Source organism: Bradyrhizobium sp. Ken51 (assembly GCF_055807435.1).
This window is the reverse complement of sequence record NZ_JBVVPB010000018.1, coordinates 147460-169606: the sequence shown is the minus strand read 5'-3', so window position 1 is coordinate 169606 and position 22147 is coordinate 147460. Positions and strand designations below refer to the sequence as shown.

Sequence of the window (22147 nt, the reverse complement as noted above, 5' to 3'; positions counted from 1 at the left end):
ACGACGGCCCCGGATTACGCTGCGCTCCATCCGGGCTACCGGCTACAGCTGTTTCAGCAGCTTCATCGGATCGGCCACCTTCTGCTTCAGCTGCTCGAAGCTGCATTGCCGCGGGGCCTTGTCGGGGCGCCAGCGCAGGATCGAGGTGCCGTGGCGAAAGCGCTCGCCGCTGAAATGGTCGTAGCAGACCTCGATCACCAACTTCGGCTTGAGCGGACACCATTTTGCCGACCGCTCGGTGGACCAGCGGCTCGGCCCGCCCGGCGCGTTGCCGGTGAAGCCGGGCTCGCCGATCAGCGCCTCCAGCCGATCGGTCAGGTCAGGCTTTTCCGTCGCCTTGATTGCCGAGGTAAAACCGACGTGGTGCAGGAGACCTTCGTCATCATAGAGTCCGAGCAGCAGCGAGCCGACCACGCTCCGGCCGGCGATCTTGTTGGTGGCATAGCGGAAGCCGCCGACCACGCAATCGGCGCTGCGGAATTTCTTGATCTTCTGCATGCCGTCGCGATTTCCCGCCTGGTAGGGCAGGTCGATACGTTTGGCGATGACGCCGTCCGAGCCGCCGCCGGATTGCGCCAGCCATTTTTTCGCAATGGCATAGCTCGTCGTCACCGGTGAGAGGCGGAAGAGGCTGCCTTTCAGATTGGCTTTGGCAAACGCTTCCAGCGCCGGTCGCCGCTCACTCAGCGGCTGCTCGGCAAGTTGTTTCTCCCTGGCCGTCGCAAGCAGATCGAAGGCGAGATAGAGCGCCGGCGTTTCCTCCGAGAGCTTCTTCACGCGGCTCGCCGCCGGATGAATACGTTGCAGCAGCGCGTCGAAGGAAAACCCCTTGCCGTGCGGCACGACGATCTCGCCGTCGAGCGTGAAGCGATCCGCCTTCAGCTTCAGCGCTGCGGCGACGATCTCGGGGAAATAACGCGCGAGGTCCTCGCCGGATTTCGAGCGCAGATCAATGCTGCCGCCGTTGCGCGACAGCAGACACCGGAAGCCATCCCATTTCGGCTCGTATTGCCACTCCTTGCCGCGCGGGATCTCGTCGACCGAGCGCGCCTCCATCGCCACGAGGGGAGCCGACTTTCGCGCGCGTTTTGCGGGAGGGGGAGGCAACAGGCGGGACTCGTCATACGCTGGACATGTCCCATCAACGCAAACGGCCGGCTTTCGCCGGCCGTTTCCAAAAAATATTCTTGTGCGAGACGGATCAGACCGCGGAGGTGATCCACTGCTGCAGCTTCGCCTTCGGCGCCGCGCCGACCTGGCGGGAGGCCATCTCGCCGCCCTTGAAGATCATCAGGGTCGGGATCGACATCACGCCGTATTTCGATGCGGTCTTCGGGCTCTCGTCGACATTGAGCTTCACGATCTTGACCTTGTCGCCCATCGCGCCGGCGATCTCGTCGAGCGCGGGTGCGATCATGCGACAGGGGCCGCACCATTCGGCCCAGAAATCGACGACTACGGGGCCGTTTGCCTTGAGCACTTCGGCTTCGAAATCGGTGTCAGAAACCTTACCAACGGCCATGGGAGTACCTCGTACCTGAGAGAAGGGCGCGACGGGAATCGCGCCCGAGATCATGGCGTCAACCTATGAATGGCTCCTTGCCGGGTCAAGGACGCTCACACCGAGATGAAGAGATGCCAGCGCCGCGTCCAGCGCGGGAGCCGAAATCTCCATATATTCAAGGGCCTCGGTCCAGAGCAGGACGGCGCGGACCGGCTTTTGGGGATAAAGCCTCGATAGCACCGCCCGGTAGAGCGCCAGCTGCCGGACATAGGCGACGGGCGCCGCATCGGCGCTCCCGGGAGCCGCCTGATTGGTCTTGAAATCGACGATCAGGACCTCATCCGGCCGGACGACCAGCCGGTCGATCTGGCCGGATACCAGCGCCGGGGCGCGGCCCGGCCGCTCCAGCCTGCCGACGATCGCGACCTCCGCCCGGCTGCCGGCGGCAAACACGGGGGCAAACCGTGGTTCGGCGATCAAGGCGAGCACCTTGTCGGCCAGCGCGGCGCGGTCAGCCTCCGCCCAGTCCGCGGCATTGCGCGCCATGAAGCCGAGTGCCGCCTCGCGCCGGCGCTCGGTGGCGATGTCGGGGAGCGATTGCAGCAGCCGGTGTACCAGCGTGCCGCGTTGCAGCGCGAGCGCGCGGGACTGCACTGATTCGCCCGACAGCACCGCGCGGCCTTCCCCGGACGACTGGCCGGAGGGGCGCACCGGATCGTCGTCGATGGTCTCGCGCGGTACCGGCGTCCGCAGCCAGACCGGGAGCGCGGTGGTCTGGTCCAAAGAGGCCGCGGGCGGGCCCAGCGCCACGACATCCTCCGGTCGGGAGAAGCGCGTCACCTTTCCCAGCGGCGTCTCGATTGTCTCTTTCGCCAGGCCCGAGCCGGCGAGCCCAGTGTCGACCAGATCGTACCAGCTCAGCTTGCGGACCGTCTTCATGTTGCCGGGCATGCAGCCGCCGACGATGAGCCGGTCGGCGGCGCGCGTCATCGCGACGTAGAGCAGGCGGCGATATTCGTCCTCGGTCTCCTCAAGCATCGCCTTGCGCGCGTCGGCGACGGGTTTTGGGTCATCCGCCTTGCGTCCGGCCCAGACCACCACCTCGCCGCCATTGCCGCGCGGGACGTGGATCAGCCGCAACCGCTGCGAATCCGCAGGCGACGATGTGGTGTCGACCATGAACACGACCGAGGCCTCCAGGCCCTTGGCGCCGTGCACGGTCATGACCCGCACCTCGTCGCGCGAGATCTCCATGTCACGCTTGACCTCGGTATCGGCCGAGCGCAGCCAGGCCATGAAACCCTGCAGCGAGGCCGGCGCCTTGCGCTCGTAATTCAGCGCCAGCTCCAGGAACTCATCGAGCGCGTCGTTGGCCTCATGACCGAGCCGGCGCAGCATGCGTGCGCGTCCGCCGTCGCCTCCGAGCAGCCAGGCGTAAAAGGCGAACGGCGTCTCCTCGCGCGCTCGGGTTTCGCAGGCTTCGAGGCGTCGCAACGCAGCAGTGAATATCTCGCTTCTCGGGGCATGCTCGCCAAGCGCGCGGCGCAGCGATCCCCTGCGATCCCAGGCCAACTGGAACAGATCGTCGTCATCGAGCCCGAACAGCGGGCTCTTCAGCGCCACGGCGAGCGCGAGATCGTCCTGCGGCAGCAGCAGCGCATCGGCGAGGTTCATCAGGTCGATGATTCCGATGTGCTCGGTGAGCTTGAGCCGATCGGCGCCGGCGACCGGAACGTTGGCGTGCTTCAGGGCCTGGATCACCGCGTCGAACGCATTGCCGCGCCGGCGCACCAGGATCAGCATGTCGCCATAGCGCAGCGGACGCCGCTCGCCTTCGTGCCCGGTCAGCGTGCCGCTCTCGACCAGCCGCTTGATCTCGGTCTGGATCCGGCGCGCGAGCTTCACCTCGGGGCTGGTGGCGGCGACGCCGTCGAACGGCGCGCGCCAGCCCTCGATCTCCTGCCTGTCGTCGGCTTCCGCAAGGTCCCACAGCTCGATCACGCCGGGGCCTGCATCGCCGAGTGCATTGTGCAGGGGATGACCGGTCTCGACCGAATGGATGCTCTTGTAGATCGCGGGCTCGCGGAAGACGTGGTCGACCGAATGCAGGATCGCAGCGCCGGAGCGGAAGGAATAGGTGAAGGCGACCGGATCGAATTTCAGTCCGGCCGCCGTGAACTTGCGGTGCAGTTCGCGCCGGCGCGCGTCGAATTCTCGGGGCTGAGCCCCCTGGAACGAGAAAATCGACTGCTTCTCGTCGCCGACGGCGAAGACGGTGCGGTTCAGTCCCTCGCGCGCGCCTTCGCCGGCGGTGAACTCCGAGATGATGTGCGCGACGATGTCCCATTGCCGCGGACTGGTGTCCTGGGCTTCGTCGATCAGCACGTGATCGACGCCGCGGTCGAGCTTGTAATGCACCCAGCCGGAGGAAACGCGGTCGAGCATCGCCAGGGTCTTGTCGATGAGATCGTCATAGTCAAGCAGGCCGCGCTCCTGCTTCTCGCGGCGGTAGTTTGCGGCAGCCGCGGTCGCGATATGCAGCAGGGCCGCGGTGCGGTCGCGCATGGTCACAGCGCGGCGCGTCTCGACCAATCCGCTGACGCGCTGCGCCTCGTTCTCGAACAGGCGGGCGACGGACGGGTTGTGATCGCAGAACTTCTTGGTCAGCACCGCCTTCCGCGGCAGCTTTTCGTCGGTGAGGAAGACGCTGAGATAGGCATCGACCTGCGCGGAGCCGGAAAAGACCTTTGCCTCGCGAAGCCGGCAGGCCTGGTCGTTGTCGGACTTGCTGCCGTCCTCCAGCGCAAAAGCGATGTCGTCCCAGCGCGATCGCGGCAGGAACGGACCGTCGACAATCTCGGTCTCGACGTCCTCGATGCGGTCGCTGGCGTCAACGCCCAGCGCGGCCGCCATCTGCGCGGCAGCCAGCTCCGCGCTGCCGGCTTCATCGGTCCAGGCCATGAAATGATCACGGCTCAGGCAGGCCTCGCGCACCACCTCCTTGAAGGTGACATCGGCGGCGCTCGCCATCGCAGTCAGCAGCGCGCGACCGGTCACGCTGTCGGGGTCGCGGGCGGCCTCCAGCAGCACCTTCAGATTGGCGCGTTCCATCATGTCGGTCTGGTCGCGCTCGTCGATCACGGCAAAGCGCGCGGGGACATTGGCCTCGAACGGAAACTGCTGGAGGAGGCGGGTGCAGAGTGCGTGGATGGTCTGCACCTTCAAGCCGCCCGGTGTCTCCAGCGCGCAGGCGAACAGCTTTCGCGCGTCACGGCGCAATTTTGCAGTGGGGTGTGGGATGCCGACCGCGTGGATCGCTGCATCGAGCCCGGTATCATCGAGCGTTACCCAATGCCCGAGCGTGGTGAACACGCGCTCGGCCATGTTGGCGGCAGCCGCCTTGGTGAAGGTGATGCAGAGGATCTTCTCCGGCGGCACGCCCGCGAGCAGCAGCCGGATCACCCGCTGCACCAGCACATGCGTCTTGCCCGAGCCGGCATTGGCCGACACGAAAGCCGACGCGGTCGGGTCCGATGCGCGCGCCTGTCGCGCGCGCACTTCATCCGGGATGGGGCGCGGTGCCTTCACCATTCCTCGATACCCAATCCACCGGCCGCGGACCATTCCTTGATCCGGGCGAGATCGTCATAGGCGCCGTAGCGGTTGGTCCACATCGGCAGGTTCAGCGAGGTGTAGGGCTGGTTCTCGTCCTCAAAGGCGCGAATCAGCGCCTCCAGCTTGGCCCGTGCTTCGGCGGCGGCCGTATCAGGCGGCTGCGGCTCGTCGCCCTGCTTGAACTTGAGTTCGAGAACGCGTTCTTCGCCCGGCGGATTGTTGCCGCTCAGGCGAACATAGACGAGCTGGCTCACGGACGCGCCGGCGTCGATGTCGGGAAAACCGCCCTCGCGCAGGATCGCGGCCTCCAGCGTGAGCTGCGGCGAAAGGCCCATGCGGACCTGCTTGCCGGTCGGTGGCTGGCCGGTCTTGTAGTCGAGGATGGCGTAGCCGCCGCCCCGGCGCCGCTCGATGCGGTCGGCGCGGGCGGAAAGACGGAAGCTGCGCCCATGGTCGAGCGAGATCGAGATCTCGCCGCGGGTTTCCGCGGCGATCGCCTCGATCGCGCCGCGCCGCGCCGTCTCCCATTCGCCGAACCAGCGCGCGATGCGCTGGAAGCGCGGCCACCACAGCGCCCGCGCCTCGGGTCGCTCCATCAGCGGCGCAAAGTGTTTTTCGCCGATCGCGCGCAGCACGCGCGCGGGATCATCGGGCAGATTCGTGGCGTAGCGTTCCGTGAACTCCCCGAGCGCATCATGGATCGCCGAGCCGCGGTCGGCGGCCGACAGCGGCATGTCGACGGGATCGAGCGCGTCGAGCCGCAAAATGTGTTTTGCGTAGATCGTATAGGGATCGCGCAGCCAGTCCTCGATCCCAGTCACAGACATCCTGAGCGGCCTGGTCGCGCGTGGCGGTCGCGGCTCGGGCTGCTTGATGGGCCTCACCTGGTCGGGCTGGTCAAGCGCGGCTGCAAACTGCACGTATTTTTCCCCCGCGCGAATGGCGGCCTTCCAGTGCGCATCGCCCGCGACCGCCTCCAACCGGTGCAGGAAGCGCGAGGCGACCGCCGGCGCACCGCCAGCCTTGGCGGAGTGGGTGAGGATGACCTCCTCGCCGCCGAGCAATTGCGCAAAATCATGCGCGGAGAGGCCGATACGGCGTTCCGGCAGATCGAGGCCGAGCTGGTGCCGCATCGGTCGGCTCAGCCACGGATCGATGCGCGGCGCGGGCGGCCAGACGCCCTCGATCAACCCGCCGACGATGATGCGGTCGGCCTGCATCAGGCGTGATTCCAGCGGGCCGTAGATATGGAGCCGCGCGCCCGGCCTGTCCCGCCGCCGCACCGCGCGATCGCTGAATGCGGTCTGGAACACGTCCGCGTAGTCGGGCAGCGTGACCATCAATCCGCTGGTGGTGCCGCCGCGCAGGAGATCGTCGAAGGCGCTCGCGAGCGCGAGGCCTTCGCGCTCCTCGAACGCCAGGGGGATACCCTGCTCGTCGCGCGACAGCTCGATCATGATCTCGCGATGCCGATGCGCGAGTTCGGCGAAGTCAAACGGTTTTGATGACGCAAGACTCTCGATCGGCGCCAAGGCTTGTCGTAGGCCATCGATCAGCGCCTGAATGCGATCGAGGTCTTCCGCCTTGAGACGTGCGCGCGGCTCGGCCTTGTGTAGCGCGGAGACCTCGCTGCGCCACAGCTTTGCCAGGTCCTCGCGAAAGCGATTGAATTCGCGCAACAGCCCGGCGATGGCCGCAGGCGGGCGCGTGCCGCGCAACAAAGCGAGCTCCAGGCTTTCGATCGCCGCCTTCCATGCGCCAGGCGCCCGGCCGAGCCGGCACAGCGGGTGCTTCAGCATTGCGAGCAGCGTCGGCGGCTCCAATCCCCTGGTCGCAGCCTCCGCTGTCAGTCGCGCAAAGACGCCGGCGGACGTTTCCATCAGGACGTCGCCGCCGGAATCGTCGAAAGCGAGATCCCACCGTGTCAGCGCAGCCATCACCCGCCGCGCCAGCGCGCGATCGGGCGTGACCAGCGCCGCGGATTTGTCGAGGTGCCGCGCCTCGCGCATCGCGATTGCGATGGCGAGCGCTTCCATCTCGGGGTTGGGAGCTTCGACAATCGCGAGGTTCTTCATGCCGCCGGTGATCTTGGCGGCCACATCCGGCTGCTTCAGCCGGTCGTGCCAGATCTCGGTCTTGGCCGAGGGCCGCATCGATTCCGACGCCAGCAGATCGCGACCGCCTTCTGCCGGTGGCCGGAGACTATCGACGTCGCTGCGCTTGATGCCAAAGCGATCCAGCAGCGCGTGCATGGCATATTGCGGATGGTTCGAGACCGGGTGCTCCGCGAACTTGCCGAGCGAGTCGCGGACGCCGCCGATGCTGCGCCATGCATCGTCGTCGAGATCGGTGTCGAGGCCGGGCAGCACCACGGCGCCATGCGGCAGCGAGGCGACTGCGTGCAGAAATCTTGCCGTGGCCGGCATCGAGCCGGTCGAACCGGCCGCGATTACGGGGCCATGGCGATGCGCGGTCAGCCGCTTGGCTTCGGCATCGATCAGGAGGTCGCGGCGGGCAGCGGGCTCGATGCGTTTGATTTCGGCGAGATGACCGGGCCAGGCGATGCGCGCGATGCGCAGGAATTCAAGCGAGTGCTGCCAGTACCGGTCGAGCATATCAGGCACCAGGCCATCGAGCGCGCTCCAGTCGACGCCGCGCGTGACCATGTCGTCGATCAGGCGCGCGAGATCGGACGCCAGTGCCAGCGTCGAAGCGGGGCCGCCGACGACCAGCGGCGACAGCACCGGACCCTTGGCCCAGGCCGCGACGAGCTGCGCCAGTGTCAGCCGCCGTTCGAGCTCGCCGAGCCGCGGCGGAATGTCGAGCGGCGTTGCGCCGGAAAACTGTTCGCCCTCATCGGCGAAAGCGAGCTCATCCTCGTCGATGTCGCCGAGCGCGACGATGCGCGGCAGCACGACCGCATCCGCCTTCATCTCGTCGAGGAAGATCTCGCGGACGACGCGCATGGCGCGCCGTGTCGGCAGGTACAGCGTGGCATCGGCAAGCCGTGCCGGCTCCTTGCGCGCGTCAAAGCCCTCGACCAGCCGGCCGTCGAGCAAGCTTGAGACGACGGTGCGCAGGAGCGGAACTGAGATAGGAACGCTGAAAACGCGCATGAGCTGCCTGATTCGGGAATCAGGCGCCAATATAGGGAGGCGGACTCAAATGGATATGGGGCGGAGGGGGATAGTCCCCGCTCTCCCGCTGTCATTCCGGGGCAGTGCGCAGCACCGAGCCCGGAACCTCGAGATTCCGGGTTCGCGCTTACGCGCGCCCCGGAATGACGAGGCAACTCTTAAGCCACGCTCTCCAGAAACGCCTCTTCGGCCGCGTGGACGGCATCAGGCGTGCCGACATGCATCCAGACGCCGTCGAGGCGAAGGCCGAACAGCCGCTCCTGCTCGTTGGCACGGTCGAACATCTTGGTCAGCGAGAACTCGCCAGTCGGGGCATCGGCGAAGATCGACGGCGACAGAATCGCGGCGCCCGCATAGACGAACGGAACGACCTCTTTTTCCTTGCGCTTGCGCAGGGCGCCGTCGGCCAGCATGCCGTAATCGCCGCGGCCGCTATAGCCAATGCTGGTCGCCGTCGGCGCCATCAGGAGCAAGATGTCCATGCGCTCAGGGTCGAAGTTTTCGGCGAGCCGCGTCAGGTTCGAGCGCACGCCGTCGATCCACAGCGTGTCGGAATTGACGTGAAAGAACGGTGCGTCCCCGAGCAGCGGCAGTGCCTTGACCACGCCGCCGCCGGTGCCGAGCACCTGGTCGCGCTCGTCCGAGATGGTCACGCGCGGATGCTGGCGAGATGCGGTGTGATCGATGATCTGGTCCGGCAGGTAGTGCACGTTGACCACCGCCTCGCTCACGCCGGCCTGGGCAAGCTTGTCGAGCACGTGGTCGAGCAGCGGCTGGCCGGCCACCGGAACCATCGGTTTCGGCATCTTGTCCGTCAGCGGACGCATACGCAGGCCGAATCCTGCGGCGAGCACCATGGCTTTGGTCGGTTTGACGGGCATCCTTCGCTTTCTCAGACCCACTGATTTCGCGTTCGCAGCAATCCTAACACGAGGCTCAACTGACCGCACCGCGTCTTAACCGCCTTAACCACCTGCCGTGACGCTTGTACGACGGGTGTTGCCGTTACGCCCCGATGGATGTGGAACGCGCCTTTTTCTTCTTGTCGCCGAGCTTGAGAAAGTTGACGCCGATCTGGTCGCCATTGACCCAGGAAAGCTCGCAGCGCCGATACGCAAGTCCGGTGGACGACAGCAGCAGAAAAAATTCCTTCAGGTGCAGACCTTCGACCGAGCCGTCTATGGTCAGCTTGGCGCCGCTCTCGGAGACGTCCTCCATGGTGCAGTCGCGCCGCCAGGTACCGTCGATACCCATCATCTGGGCCGCGATCCCGCGCTCGAAAACAACCCGGCTGTTGCCGCGCTCGTCCGTCTTCACCGCCATCTGCCCTGCTCCAGCCCCGTAATCATCCGGCTGCCTCGCCGCCAGATTACCGGCGCCTTGGCTAACAGCCGGTAAATCGGGTTCCAAATCAGCCTTTTCAGCCTCTTTTGGCCGTTCAGCCTTGGGCCGGCCTTTGGGGCGGCGGGACGTTGGCGAGATACCAGTCGCGCAGATGGGCGAGCGCGGGATGCGCCAGGGAGCGCTGGAGATAGGTCCAGATCCGCGGCTGGTGACGCAGATAATGCGGCTTGCCGTCGCGGCGGTTGAGGCGGGCGAAGGTGCCGAGCAGACGCGTGTTCCGCTGCGCCGACATGATGGCGTAGAGCTCGGCGAAGCCGGCCGCGTCGAAGCTCGCGTCGCTCGTGCGGCGCGCCTTGATGTAGCGCGACAGCAGCGTCAGTTCGATCGCCTCAGGCACGTCGATGCGGGCGTCCTGGAGCAGCGACACCACGTCATAGGATTGCGGCCCCAGCACGGTGTCCTGGAAATCGATCACGCCGACGCGTTCAATGCCGGTGCGATTCCCGAGCCAGATCAGGTTCGGTGAGTGATAATCGCGGATGATCCACGTCTTCGGTGTCGCCAGCGGCTTCTTCAACAGCTCGCGCCACATCGCGAAGAATTCGGCGCGCTTCCCGTCGCCCAGCGGCGCGTTGCGATCGGGCAGGTACCATTCCGGCATCAAGCCGATTTCAATCAGCAGCGCCTCGGTATCGAAGACGGGAATGGTGTAGGTCTGGTCCCCGAGCGGCAGCGTCTCCGGCAGCGTCTTGCCGTGCAGCACGGCCAGCAAATCGGTTGCGGCTTCGTAGCGTTCGGCGATCGGGCGCGGCGGATCGCCCTCGATCACGCCTTCGCTGCCGAAGTCTTCGCTGATCAGGAATCCGTGGTCGAGGTCGGAATGATGGATCGCGGGCGCGGAGATTCCTTGCGCGCGCAGGCCCTCGTCGATGGCAACGAACGGTTTGATGTTTTCGGCGAGATGCACCGCGGCGCTGTAGGATTTTCCGCTGTACATGGCAGCGCCATCCGGGCGCTGCGGAGAATTCATGAGGATAACGATCTCGTCGTCGCGCAGCAGCCGCGCATAGGAGCGGGTCGAGGCGTCGCCCGCCATGCGCTTGCGCGTTGCCTCCATGTAGCCGGATGCATCGAGGAATTCGCGCAGCGCCTTCAACCGCGCGACGGTGGCGGCAGCCTTGCCGTGACCGGTGATGTCGGCAGCGCGTGCATTCGAGCCCAGCGCCGGCCGGTGCGTCAGCGCGATGTCGATGCGGTCTTGAGGCATCGCCGATGGTGCGCGCTCCGGCCATTCGATCAGGACGAGGGTTGCTTCCGGCAGCGGCGACAGCCCGATCTCTTCGAGCTCGCTCTCGTCCTCGACGCGGTAGAGGTCGGCATGCATCACCGGGAATGGTGGCAGCTCGTAGCCCTGCACCAGCGTGAAGGTCGGGCTCGGTACTTCCAGTGCGTCATCGCCGGCGAGGTAGCGGATCATGGCCCGCGCCGCCGCGGTCTTGCCGGCACCGAGATCGCCGGTGAGCGTGATGACATCGCCGGGGCCGACCAGCAGCGCGAGGTCGGCCATCAGTTGCGCAGTGGCCGTCTCGTTGTGGAGCGCGACGGAAAATGTGGTTGGCGCAGTCATTCGGCGGCGTCGCGATGCGCCGCCTGGTCGGTCGGGAAGTCACAGATCACGACCGTGCCCCTGCCCACGATCGAATCCACCCGGATATTGCCGCCATGCAGCTCGACGAAGGAGCGCACCAGCGACAGGCCAAGCCCGGCGCCGCGATGACGCGAGCCCTGCGAGCGGCTTTCGAACCAGTTGAACACCTTGTCCTTCATGTCGGCAGGTATTCCAGGCCCGGAATCTGTCACAGTGAAGACCACACTGCGTTCGGTGCGGCGGGCGCTGATGCCGACGGTGGAATCCGGTGGAGAAAACCCGACGGCGTTGGCAAGGAGGTTATAGAGCACCTGCACCACGCGCTTCTCGTCGCCGGTGAAGCTGCCGACATCGGGCGCGATCTCGACCTTGAGGCGGATGCGGTCGGTGGCGAGCCGGTCCTGGAGACCCTCGGCGGCGAGCTCGATGGTCTTGCTGACGTCGACCGGGCCGAGTTCCAGCTTCATGGCGCCCGCGTCGATGGTGGCGAGATCCAGGATGTTGTTGGTCAGCGCCAGCAGCGCATTGGTCGATTTGGTGACGTAGTCGAGATACTCGGCCTGTTTCGGCGTCAGCGGCCCGGTCGAGGGATCGCTGAGGAAATGCGCGAAGCCGATGATGGTGGTGAGCGGCGAGCGCAGCTCGTAGGAGACGTGGTGGACGAAATCCACCTTCATCTGGTCGGCCGCCTCCAGCGCCTCGTTGCGCTCGCGCAGCGCGCGCTCGACGTTCTCGGTGTCGGTGATGTCCTGGAATGTCAGCATCGTGGCGCCATCGTGCAGGGGCCGGATCATGCCGTCGAGCACGCTGCCGTCCTTGCGCTCCAGCTTCAGCGGAACGTCGGCGCGGCTCTCGATCGAGGTGACGGCCTCGCGGATCTGGCGCCAGACGATCGCGTCGTCGAACAGCTGATGGCACCAGCCCTCGACCGTCTGGATGTGCGGCTCGTCGCGCATGGCGTCAGCGGACAGCTTCCACATCCGGACGAAGGCCGGGTTGAACAGCTGCGCCTTGCCGTTGCTGCCGAACACCGCGACGCCCTCGGCGAGGCTGTCCAGCGTCTCGCGCTGGACGCGGATCATGCCGTCGAAGCGGCGGGCGAGTTCGAGGCTCTCGGTGACGTCGTCGAACAGATAAGTGACGCCGCCTTCCGGGTTCGGCGTGGTGACGACGGAGAGCGCGCGTCCATCGGGCAGGTACCAGGTGTCCTTGGCGGCCTCGACCGCGCGATAGGCTTCGTGCAGCTTGGCCTTCCAGGCGCGGAAGTCCGGCTGCTCCGGCAATTTGCGTGAGGAGCGGAGCTTGTCGAGCACGCTGGAATCATCAGGGTTGGCATCGAGAAAGGTGCGGTCGAGGTCCCACAGCTGGCGGTAGGAATCATTGTAGAAGGCCAGCCGGCGCTGGCCGTCGAACACGGCAACGCCGGAGGAGAGCTGGTCGAGCGTGCGGCGATGCGCTTCCGCCATGCGCACCAGCGCCGAGCTCAAGGCATCCGCCTCGCTGGCATCGATGGCAACGCCGACATTGCCGCCGCCCACATTGACGGCGCGCACGTCATAGATGCGCCGCTCGCCGCCGATCACGATCGGCAGCCGCGAGGTGAAATTGGCGGTTTCTTTCAGTCCGCGCTCCATCGCGGTCCGGTCGGCGCTGTCGAGCAGCTCGAGCTTGCGCTCCTGGGCGTCGGTGATGCTGGCTGCCTCGGTGGCACGGACATAGGCGGGGTTGGCGTAAGCCAGCGCGCCGTTCTCGCCCTTGGCCCAGATCGGCCAGGGTGCGGCGGTCGCGAAGCCGCGCAGCATCTCCGTCTCGTCGGAGAGTGCCTTGTAACGCAGATTGGTCTCGGCCAGATCGCGGCGGAGCCCCGAGAGTTCGCGAATCCTGACGATGGCCTGGCCACCGATGGCGCGGCCGATGGCCTCCAGCGTATGGCCATGCGCGGTAGTGAGGGTCAGCTGGAACCCGTCGCCACGGTCGCGCAACGCGTCGACGGCGTGATCCATCTGGAGCGCCGGTTCCGGCGGCAACCAGGTTCCAAACGCGAGCACGCGCTGTGGAGAAGAGTCCCGCGGCAACACCAGGGAGATGTCACCGGAGATCTGCGCGCGATTGTCACCGGCGGGCCAGGAAATCAGGATCTGCGGCTCGGCGAACAGCAGTGCGCCGAAGCGGTCGGCCTGGAGCTGGAGTTCTCCGATCCGGGCGCGCAGCCGCGCCTCGTTCCTTGCCGTGCGCACGCGCGTGCGCATCAGGAGGATCGCGGCGACCACCGAGAAGCCGAGCAGGGCAAGCGCGGTGGCCAGCACCGCGAGCTCCTGCCGGTTGAAATCCAGCAACGTTGAGAGTGTGTCGACGAGGTCGGCGGCCTCAGCCGGCGCAGCCGGCAGCAGCGCCGCGAGAGCGCTTCCCAACAAGCCGTTGCGCACGAGCGATGTGCACGACAGCAGCGTCCGACGCATCGACACGATCACGCCTGACATAGTTGCCCCAAGATCGCACGAATTTGCGCGCGGCGACCCCCGTCGCGCGCGAATCAAACGACAATACCCTCACCGTGACTCCACCGGTAAGAGTCCAGATCGTGAACGCAAAGACGGTCCCAAAAAAATGCGGGGCGCGGTGTTCCAGTTCACGTAGTTCCTCGGGTGATTCGGCGGGAATTGCAGCGCGCTAGCGGCCGGTGGAGCCGAAACCGCCGGCACCGCGGTCGGTCGCGGACAGGGTAGCGACGGGAACCAGCGCGGCCTGCACCATTGGCGCGATCACCATCTGCGCGATGCGCTCGCCGCGCTTGAGCACGAAGGCAGTCTGGCCGTGATTGATCAGGATCACCTTGATCTCGCCGCGATAGTCCGCGTCGATCGTGCCCGGTGAGTTCAGCACGGTGACGCCGTGCTTGGCCGCAAGCCCTGAGCGCGGCCGCACCTGCGCCTCGTGCCCGGGCGGCAGTGCGATAGCGAGGCCCGTCGGCACCAGCGCGTATTGGCCGGGCGCCAGCGTCAGCGGCTCGTTCTCGGCCACCGCCGCCATCAGGTCGAGACCGGCGGCATCGGCTGTCTGATAGGCCGGCAGCGGCAGCCCCTCCGCATGGGGCAGGCGTTGCAGTTCGACCGTGACTTTGGTGCTCAAGATGCGGGCTCCCGGGATTTGCCGGTCACGCTCTTTGCGATATGCGCGACCAGTTCAATGGCGACCTGTTCCTTGGTCATCGCCGGCCAGGAATCAACTGCAATCTCGCCATCCTTCTCATCGTGCTTCTCACCTTTCTTGCGGCTGATGAGGTGCACGGTGTTGCGGTCCCCGCCCATCACGCCGGTTGCGGGGGAGACGTCGTTGGCGACAATCCAGTCGCAGCCCTTGCGGGCAAGCTTCGACTTGGCGTTGTCGATGAGGTGCTCGGTCTCGGCGGCAAAGCCGATCACCAGCGGCGGACGCTTGTCGGTCAGCCTGGAGATCGTCGCGAGAATGTCGGGGTTCTCGACCAGCTCGAGCGGCGGCATGCCGGCCGAGGTCTTCTTCAGCTTCTGCTCGCCTTCATTGGCGACCCGCCAGTCGGCGACGGCGGCGGCGAAGATCGCGATGTCGGCGGGAAGTGCGGCCTGCACCTGCTCAAGCATCTGCCGTGCCGATTCCACATGCTTGACAGTCACGCCCTGGGGATCGCTGAGATCGACCGGGCCGCTGACCAGGATCACCTCGGCGCCCGCGGCTTGTGCGGCGGCGGCGATCGCAAAGCCCTGCTTGCCGGAGGATCGGTTGGCGATGTAGCGCACCGGATCGATCGGCTCGTGGGTCGGACCTGCGGTGATCAGCACGCGCTTGCCGGCGAGTGGGCGCGGCACCGGCGGCCGCAGCAGGCGCTCGGCTGCGGTCGCAATTTCGATCGCCTCGGACATGCGGCCGATGCCGGCCTCGCCGGCTTCGGCCATCTCGCCAGAATTCGGCCCGATCAGCATCACGCCGTCGCGTTGAAGCTGCGCGACATTGCGCCGCGTCGCCGCGTTGTTCCACATCAGCGGATTCATGGCCGGCGCGAGCAGGACCTTGCGGTTGGTCGCGAGCAGGATGGCGCTGGCGAGATCGTCGGCATGGCCGTTGGCCATCTTGGCCATCAAATCGGCTGTCGCAGGCGCCACAATGATCAGGTCGCACTCGCGCGCCAGCCGGATATGACCGGCGTCGAACTCGCTCTGGGGATCGAACAGGTCGGTGTAGACGCGCTCATGGGAGAGCGCGCTCACGGCCAGCGGCGTGACGAATTGCTGCGCCGCCTTGGTCAACACGCAATGCACCTCGATCCGCCGCTCCTTGAGCCTTCGGATCAGGTCGAGCGATTTGTAGGCCGCGATCCCGCCACCGATGATCAGGGTGACGCTGGCTTCTGGAGCGGCGCCGCTGCGCTGGGGCGTGGGGGCGGGAGACGTCGCGGGCGGCGCCGTGAACGGCGTCAGGGGCTCCTCGCGGCCCTCGATCAGCTCCCCGAGGATGACCCGGACCTCTTCCTCGACCGACCTGCGGTTCTTGGCCGAGCGCAGCCTGAGGTAAGTTTTGATGCCTTCGTCGAGCTTGCGAATGGTCAGGCTCGCCATGGCGCCCTCCAGCACAAATGATAGCGATGCTATCATTTGCATGATTGCAGTGCAATCACAGATTCCGGACGGCGATCAGGATGCCGATGAAGGTCGCGGCGATGATCCAGAGCGCCACGGTGCGCCAACGGTTCTTGCGACCCTCGCTGCGGCCCATCGCCGCGATGCTTTCCGGCGACAGCCGGATGCCATCCCGCGTCATGGTCTCGAGCTGTTCGAGCACCGCAACCGAGCGCTCGGCGATGTCAGGCAGACGCATCAGGATGCGCGCGAGATCGCCGCCGCCCGCAATTGCGCCCTGGACCCGGCCGATCGGTCCGAGATTGCGCTCGATCCATTCCCGCACCACGGGGTCGGCGACCTTCCAGATGTCGAGCTTCGGATCGAAGCCGCGCGCCACGCCCTCGACCACCACCATGGTCTTCTGCAGCAGGATCAGCTCGGGCCGCGTGGTCATGTCGAACAGGCCGGTGACCTCGAGCAGCAGCGTCAGCAGCCGCGCCATCGAGATCTCTTCCGCCGTGCGGTTGTGAATGGGCTCGCCGATGGCGCGGATCGCTTGCGCGAAGTTCTCGACCGAGTGATGCGCGGGCACGTAACCCGCCTCGAAATGCACTTCCGCGACACGACGATAGTCGCGGGTGATGAAGCCGAGCAGGATTTCGGCGAGGAAGCGCCGCTCCTTCATGCCGAGCCGGCCCATGATGCCGAAATCCACCGCGACGAGGCGGCCCGCGTCATCCAGGAACAGATTGCCCGGGTGCATGTCGGCGTGGAAAAAGCCGTCGCGCAGCGCGTGGCGCAGGAAGCTTTGAATCACCTTGCGGCCGAGATCGGGCAGGTCGACCTGCGACTCTGCGAGGCGCTTGTGATCGTTCAGCGCGATGCCGTCGATCCACTCCATGGTCAGCACGTTATGCGTGGTACGGTCCCAGTCGACGGTCGGCACGCGGAAATCAGGATCGTCGCGCGTGTTCTCCGCCATCTCCGACAGCGCCGCGGCCTCGAGGCGCAGGTCCATCTCCATCGCGACCGAACGCGACATGGTGTTGATGACCTCGATGAGGCGCAGGCGCCGCGCCTCGGACGAATAGGATTCGGCCTTGTGTGCGACAAAAAAGAAGTCGGAGAGGTCGCGGCGGAAGCGTGCGGCCACGTTGGGGCGCAGCACTTTCACGGCGACTGCCTTGCGGATGCCGTCGCGCAGGACTTCGCCGCGATGCACCTGTGCGATCGAGGCGGCTGCGACCGGCGCACTAAGGCTCGCGAACACATCGGTCAGCGGCCGTTCCAGCGACGTTGCGATCGCAACTTCCGCTTCGGCTTGCGAGAACGGTGGCAGGCGGTCCTGAAGGCTTTCAAGGTCGCGCGCCATGAGGACGCCGACGACGTCGGGGCGGGTCGCCAGAAATTGTCCGAGTTTGAGATAGGCCGGGCCCATCCGGGTCAGCGCGCGCGACAGCCGCGGGCCATGCTTCGGACCGCGCCGTTCGATCAGGCGCGCAAGTTTCAGCGCGAGCTGTCCGTGCGGCGGGACCAGGCTCGGATCGACGGCGCCGAACACGCCCTCGCGCGCGAATACGAACGCGGCGCGCATCAGGCGCGCACTATGGGTTATGGCAGAGATCACAAACGCCAGCCCGAATGCAGTGCGACGATGCCGCCGGACAATATCTGCCAGTTCACGCGGGCGAAGCCGGCGTCGCGGATCATGTCGGCGAAGGCGTTGGGTCTTGGGAATTTGCGGATCGACTCGACCAGATATTGGTAGGACTCGGCGTCACCCGTGATCATGCGGCCGAGCGGCGGGATCACCTTGAACGAGAACAGGTCATAAAGGCGGTCGAGCCCGGGCATCTCGACGGTGGAGAATTCCAGACAGAGGAAGCGGCTGCCTGGTTTGAGCACGCGATACGCCTCTTCCAGTGCGAGATCGATCCGCGGCACGTTGCGAATGCCGAAAGCTATCGTATATGCGTCGAAGCTGCGATCGGCGAAGGCGAGCGCTTCGGCATTACCCTCGACGAAATCGACCCGGGTCTCGAGATGCCGCTTTGCGGCACGCTCGCGGCCCACCGCCAGCATCTCGGTGTTGATGTCGCAGACGGTGGCATGGAAGCCCACTCCTGCGGCCTTGGCGGCGCGGAACGAGATGTCGCCGGTGCCGCCGGCAACGTCGAGCAGCGCGAACGGCCGGTCGCCTCGCGGCGGGTCGAGCGCGGTGATCATGATGTCCTTCCAGACCCGGTGCAGTCCGCCGGACATCAAATCGTTCATCAAATCATAGCGCGACGCCACGCTGTGAAACACATCGTTCACCAGCGTCTGCTTGTCGCCCAGGGGAACGTCCCTGAAGCCAAAATGCGTGGTTTCGCCCGGCCGATCCATTACTCTACTCCACGAGGCGGACCATAGCGCGCCCGCCGCAATGGCGCTATCACACCGCCCTGATAAGGTGAATGCCTGACCATGCCCGAATTGCCCGAAGTCGAGACCGTCCGCCGCGGCCTTCAGCCTGTCATGGAGGGTGCGAAAATCCTCGTCGCGGAGGCCCGCAGGCCGGATTTGCGCTTTCCCTTCCAGCCGGATTTCGTGGCCCGACTGAAGGGACAGGTCGTCACCGGGCTCGGGCGCCGTGCAAAATATCTCATGGCCGATCTCGCCTCCGGCGACGTGCTGTTGATGCATCTGGGCATGTCAGGCTCGTTTCGCGTCATCAAGCCGGACAACGAGGCGGCGCCCGGCGAGTTTCACTATCCGCGAGCCAAGGACTCCACGCATGACCACGTGCTGTTTCGGATGTCCTCCGGCGCCGACATCATCTTCAACGACCCGCGCCGCTTCGGTTACATGAAAGTGATCGCGCGCAGTGCGCTCGACGAGGAGCCGCTGCTGCGGGGGCTCGGCCCCGAGCCGCTCGGCAACGAATTCGACGCCGCGATGCTGGCGCGGTCCTGCGCCGGCAAGACCACGAGCCTGAAAGCCGCGCTGCTCGATCAGCGCGTGGTCGCCGGGCTCGGCAATATCTATGTCTGCGAAGCCCTGCATCGTTCGCATCTGTCGCCGCGCCGGATCGCCGCGACGCTGTCGACAAAAAAGGGCGAGACGACGGACCACGCAAAGCGATTGGTCGGCGCGATCCACACCGTGTTGAATGACGCGATCAAGGCCGGCGGATCATCATTGCGCGACCACCGTCAGACCTCCGGCGAGCTCGGCTATTTCCAGCACTCGTTCAAGGTCTATGACCGCGAGGGCGAGAAATGCAGCACGCCGCGATGCGGCGGCACAGTGAAGCGTTTTACGCAGAACGGCCGGTCGACCTTCTGGTGTCCGAAATGTCAGAAGTGAAAATCAGGCTCGTAACCCAGAGGCCGCGAGCTTCTGCGAGGATGACGAGCCCACCACGATCGTCATTGCGAGCGCAGCGAAGCAAGCCAGAATCTTTCCGACGAAACAATCTGGATTGCTTCGTCGCAAGGGCTCCTCGCAATGACGGCACGATAGAGCGTTCTCACAAGCGCGAAGCGAAGCAATCCGGCCGGGCTGGTGGCCGGATTGCTTCGTCGCTAAGGTCCTTCCGGATGGTGAAGGGCCGGCTGCCGTCTGAGCGATTGCCCGCTCAGGACGCCAGTGTCGTGGTCTCGTCGGCCGCAAGCTCGGCGGCGACGTGCAACATTCCGTCCGCGGCCGCGATAACCTGGTCGATCAAGACATTGGTGGTGGCGGCGAGCTCGAGCCGGGTCTCGATCCAATGCCAAAGGCCGCGGATCTCCTCGGTCGATTTGCCGTTCGGCGCAAACTCGCTGACCGCAAGGCCGCTTGCGAGCGAATCCTGGTGGTCGTTGCGCATCACGATCAGGGGACGCGCGAGCACCTCGGCGAGATCGAGGGCTGCTTCCTCGGCGAGGGTGTTGGCAGCGTTATCGATGCGCTGGCCGCGGATCGGCGTCTGGTTCAGCACGAAGCTGTAAGGCCGCTTCCAGGCGCGCGCGACGCTCAGCGTCGAAACCGTCGCCTCGATGTCGGCAACGCTCGGGCGGGCCGGGATCAGGCAGAGGTCGCAATGGCGGATCGCAGCGGTGGTCGCGGCGCTGAGGCCGGCGGCGGTATCGACGATCGCGAGCTGGAGGCCGCTGTCGGCCAGCATTTTCAGGCGCGGCTCGATGTCGGCGGCGTGATAGATCGGCTCGACGACGAGATCGTCGGCGGTGCGGCGGCGCTGCCAGTTGGACAGTGTGCCCTGCGGGTCGGTTTCGATCAGGCGGACGGTGAAGCCGGCCTGCTTGGCTGCCAGCGCGAGGCCGATGGCGAGCGTGCTCTTGCCGCTGCCACCCTTTTGGGTGGCCAGTACGATCGTGTGCATTGAAGATCAATCCTTTGGAGTGCTCGAGTCTCGGGAAACGCCACGCGAACGTGCATCGATCTCGATGCTGAGCTCTTCTCGCTCAGGACGTGCCGGCCCGATCCAAAGGGGATCGCGGAGGTCCGAATCAGCAGTAACGATCATGGCGGAATCGGAAATGCCAGCGAATCCGTACCATTACTGGACCCGTACTCGTACGTGTGCTGTGCTTGCTGCCGTGAATAAATAAGGACGAGCGGCATGGGCGGAAACTGGCGCGACCGGACGGCGACGAATTTTGAATGCCAGAAGATGCCCGCGGTATCGAGCCGCGGCATGGTGGTCAGCAACCATCCACTGGCCTCCAGCGCTGGCGCGGAGATGCTGGCCGCCGGCGGCAACGCCATCGACGCCGCGATCGCGACCCTGTTCACGCTGACCGTGGTCGAGCCGATGATGGTGGGCATCATCGGGGGTGGCATGGCGCACATCCGGCTCGCCGACGGCAGCCACCGTTTCATCGACGGGCAGAGCACCGTGCCCGCGGCGGTGCTTGACACCAGCTACACCCCCGCGCCGGGTTCCGCGCATGACGTGTTCGACACCGTCGGCAATGAAAATCTCAACGGCCCAAAGGCGGTCGCTACACCGGGTTCGCTGAAAGCCTGGTGCGAGACGCTGCGCCGCTTCGGCACCATGAGCCTCGCCGACGTCATGCAGCCCGCGATCAAGCACGCCGCGCGCGGCTATGCAGCGACACCCTATCTGCACGAATGCATCACCGAGAGCGCCGCCGAGATGCGCAAGGACAAGCCGATCGCGGCGATCTATCTGCCAGACGGCGAGCCGCTCAAGGTCGGCGAGCGCGTGGTGCAGGCCGAATATGCCGAGACCTTGCGGCATATCGCCGACCACGGTGAGCAGGCGCTCTATGAGGGGCCGCTTGGCGACATCCTCGTCGACTACATGAAAAAGGCCGGCGGATTCATCCGACGCAACGATCTCACCAGCTACAAGACCGTCGAACGGCAGCCGATCCGCGCCGATTACCGCGGCTGGACCATCTTTGGCCCGCCGCCGCCTGCGGCCTCCGGCGTGCATATCGCGCAGATGCTGAACATCCTGGAGGGTTACGACATCGGTAGCCTTGGCTTCGGCACGCCGGAAACGATCCACTATCTCGCCGAGGTCCTGAAGATCGCATTCGCCGATCGCGCCGCGGCCAGCGGCGATCCTGATTATGTCGGCGTCCCCGTGGAGCGGCTGACCTCAAAAGCTTATGCCGAGGAACGCCGCGCTGCGATCGATCCGGCGCGGGCGCGGAGCTGGGGCGCCGGCGTGTCGCAGCTTGAAGGCGCTCATACCACGCACATGACGGCGGCCGATGCGTTCGGCAACGTGGTTGCGACCACGCAGACCATCAACAATCTGTTCGGCGCCAAGATCATGATCCCGGGCCTCGGCGCCATCGCCAACAACTACATGAACCTGTTCGATCCGCGTCCAGGCCACGCCCTGTCGCTGGCGCCGGGCAAGCGGGTGACGACCTCGATGTCGCCGATGATGGCGCTGCGTGACGGCAAGCTGCGCTACGCGCTGGGCTTGCCCGGAGGAAAACGAATCTTCCCGAGCGCGATGCAGGCGCTGGTTAATCTGATCGACCACGGTATGAGCTTGCAGGAAGCAGTCGAGGCGCCGCGGGTCTGGACCGAGGGCAATGCACTCGAAGTCGAGCAGAAGGTGCCGGAGAGCGTGCGCGCGAAGCTCGAGCGCCTCGGCCACAATGTGCAGCCGGTGGCGACGGTCGCCGGCGGCATGAACGGCATCGCCTTCAACGACGACGGCACTATGAGTGGCGCCGCTTGCTGGCGTGCGGACGGCACGCCGGTCGGAATCTCGGGTGGTCTCGCGAAGGCCGGGATCAGGTTCCGGCTGAGCTAGCTCTCGTGCCCCGGACGCAGCGCA

General features: G+C 65.9%; 15 protein-coding genes. 2 read left to right on the top strand and 13 right to left on the bottom strand.

Annotated elements, in window-relative coordinates; genetic code table 11:
• Positions 1-42 precede the first annotated feature (42 nt).
• The 12 genes from AC0L27_RS27570 to ubiE form a co-directional block, all read right to left on the bottom strand.
• Positions 43-1062 carry an ATP-dependent DNA ligase gene (locus AC0L27_RS27570; RefSeq protein ID WP_473320922.1) on the bottom strand — a complete coding sequence of 340 codons (1020 nt, stop codon included), beginning with the start codon at positions 1060-1062 and terminating at the stop codon, positions 43-45.
• A gap of 139 nt (positions 1063-1201) precedes the next feature.
• Entirely contained in the window at positions 1202-1522 is a 321-nt protein-coding gene (trxA, locus tag AC0L27_RS27565; RefSeq protein ID WP_007598398.1) for a thioredoxin, read from the bottom strand.
• A gap of 63 nt (positions 1523-1585) precedes the next feature.
• Positions 1586-5095, bottom strand: coding sequence for a double-strand break repair helicase AddA (addA, locus tag AC0L27_RS27560; protein ID WP_473320914.1), 3510 nt, complete (start codon positions 5093-5095; stop codon positions 1586-1588).
• Positions 5089-8235, bottom strand: a complete 3147-nt coding sequence (addB, locus tag AC0L27_RS27555) for a double-strand break repair protein AddB (RefSeq protein WP_473320913.1) — start codon at positions 8233-8235, stop codon at positions 5089-5091. The genes addA and addB overlap by 7 nt, the downstream gene beginning before the upstream one ends.
• Positions 8236-8414: 179 nt before the next feature.
• The gene (locus AC0L27_RS27550) at positions 8415-9137 is read right to left on the bottom strand and encodes a nucleotidyltransferase family protein (protein WP_354064355.1); all 723 of its coding nucleotides are present in this window, start codon (positions 9135-9137) and stop codon (positions 8415-8417) included.
• A 124-nt stretch (positions 9138-9261) separates the two neighbouring features.
• Entirely contained in the window at positions 9262-9579 is a 318-nt protein-coding gene (locus AC0L27_RS27545) for a PilZ domain-containing protein (RefSeq protein WP_354205690.1), read from the bottom strand.
• A 115-nt stretch (positions 9580-9694) separates the two neighbouring features.
• Complete coding sequence (tsaE, locus tag AC0L27_RS27540) at positions 9695-11227, bottom strand: tRNA (adenosine(37)-N6)-threonylcarbamoyltransferase complex ATPase subunit type 1 TsaE (protein WP_473320911.1); 1533 nt, start codon at positions 11225-11227, stop codon at positions 9695-9697.
• On the bottom strand, positions 11224-13728 hold the full coding sequence (locus tag AC0L27_RS27535) for a sensor histidine kinase (protein WP_275168821.1): 2505 nt from the start codon (positions 13726-13728) through the stop codon (positions 11224-11226). Before AC0L27_RS27535 ends, tsaE begins: the two co-directional genes overlap by 4 nt.
• 190 nt (positions 13729-13918) lie before the next feature.
• Complete coding sequence (gene dut, locus AC0L27_RS27530) at positions 13919-14377, bottom strand: dUTP diphosphatase (RefSeq protein ID WP_354205693.1); 459 nt, start codon at positions 14375-14377, stop codon at positions 13919-13921.
• Positions 14374-15837, bottom strand: a complete 1464-nt coding sequence (gene coaBC, locus AC0L27_RS27525; protein ID WP_354205695.1) for a bifunctional phosphopantothenoylcysteine decarboxylase/phosphopantothenate--cysteine ligase CoaBC — start codon at positions 15835-15837, stop codon at positions 14374-14376. Before coaBC ends, dut begins: the two co-directional genes overlap by 4 nt.
• A 55-nt stretch (positions 15838-15892) precedes the next feature.
• The gene (gene ubiB, locus AC0L27_RS27520) at positions 15893-17467 is read right to left on the bottom strand and encodes a 2-polyprenylphenol 6-hydroxylase (protein WP_275168815.1); all 1575 of its coding nucleotides are present in this window, start codon (positions 17465-17467) and stop codon (positions 15893-15895) included.
• Complete coding sequence (gene ubiE, locus AC0L27_RS27515; protein ID WP_275168813.1) at positions 17464-18225, bottom strand: bifunctional demethylmenaquinone methyltransferase/2-methoxy-6-polyprenyl-1,4-benzoquinol methylase UbiE; 762 nt, start codon at positions 18223-18225, stop codon at positions 17464-17466. Before ubiE ends, ubiB begins: the two co-directional genes overlap by 4 nt.
• 81 nt (positions 18226-18306) lie before the next feature.
• On the opposite strand from ubiE, the gene mutM reads away from it, so the two are divergent.
• Positions 18307-19188, top strand: a complete 882-nt coding sequence (mutM, locus tag AC0L27_RS27510; RefSeq protein ID WP_275168811.1) for a bifunctional DNA-formamidopyrimidine glycosylase/DNA-(apurinic or apyrimidinic site) lyase — start codon at positions 18307-18309, stop codon at positions 19186-19188.
• A 271-nt stretch (positions 19189-19459) separates the two neighbouring features.
• Here mutM and AC0L27_RS27505 read toward each other — a convergent pair whose 3' ends face one another.
• Positions 19460-20203 carry a ParA family protein gene (locus AC0L27_RS27505; RefSeq protein ID WP_275168810.1) on the bottom strand — a complete coding sequence of 248 codons (744 nt, stop codon included), beginning with the start codon at positions 20201-20203 and terminating at the stop codon, positions 19460-19462.
• 240 nt (positions 20204-20443) lie between these two features.
• Between AC0L27_RS27505 and ggt the strand changes: the two genes are divergently transcribed.
• A complete protein-coding gene (gene ggt, locus AC0L27_RS27500; protein ID WP_473320906.1) occupies positions 20444-22123 on the top strand; it encodes a gamma-glutamyltransferase in 1680 nt (559 codons plus the stop codon).
• Positions 22124-22147: the final 24 nt, after the last annotated feature.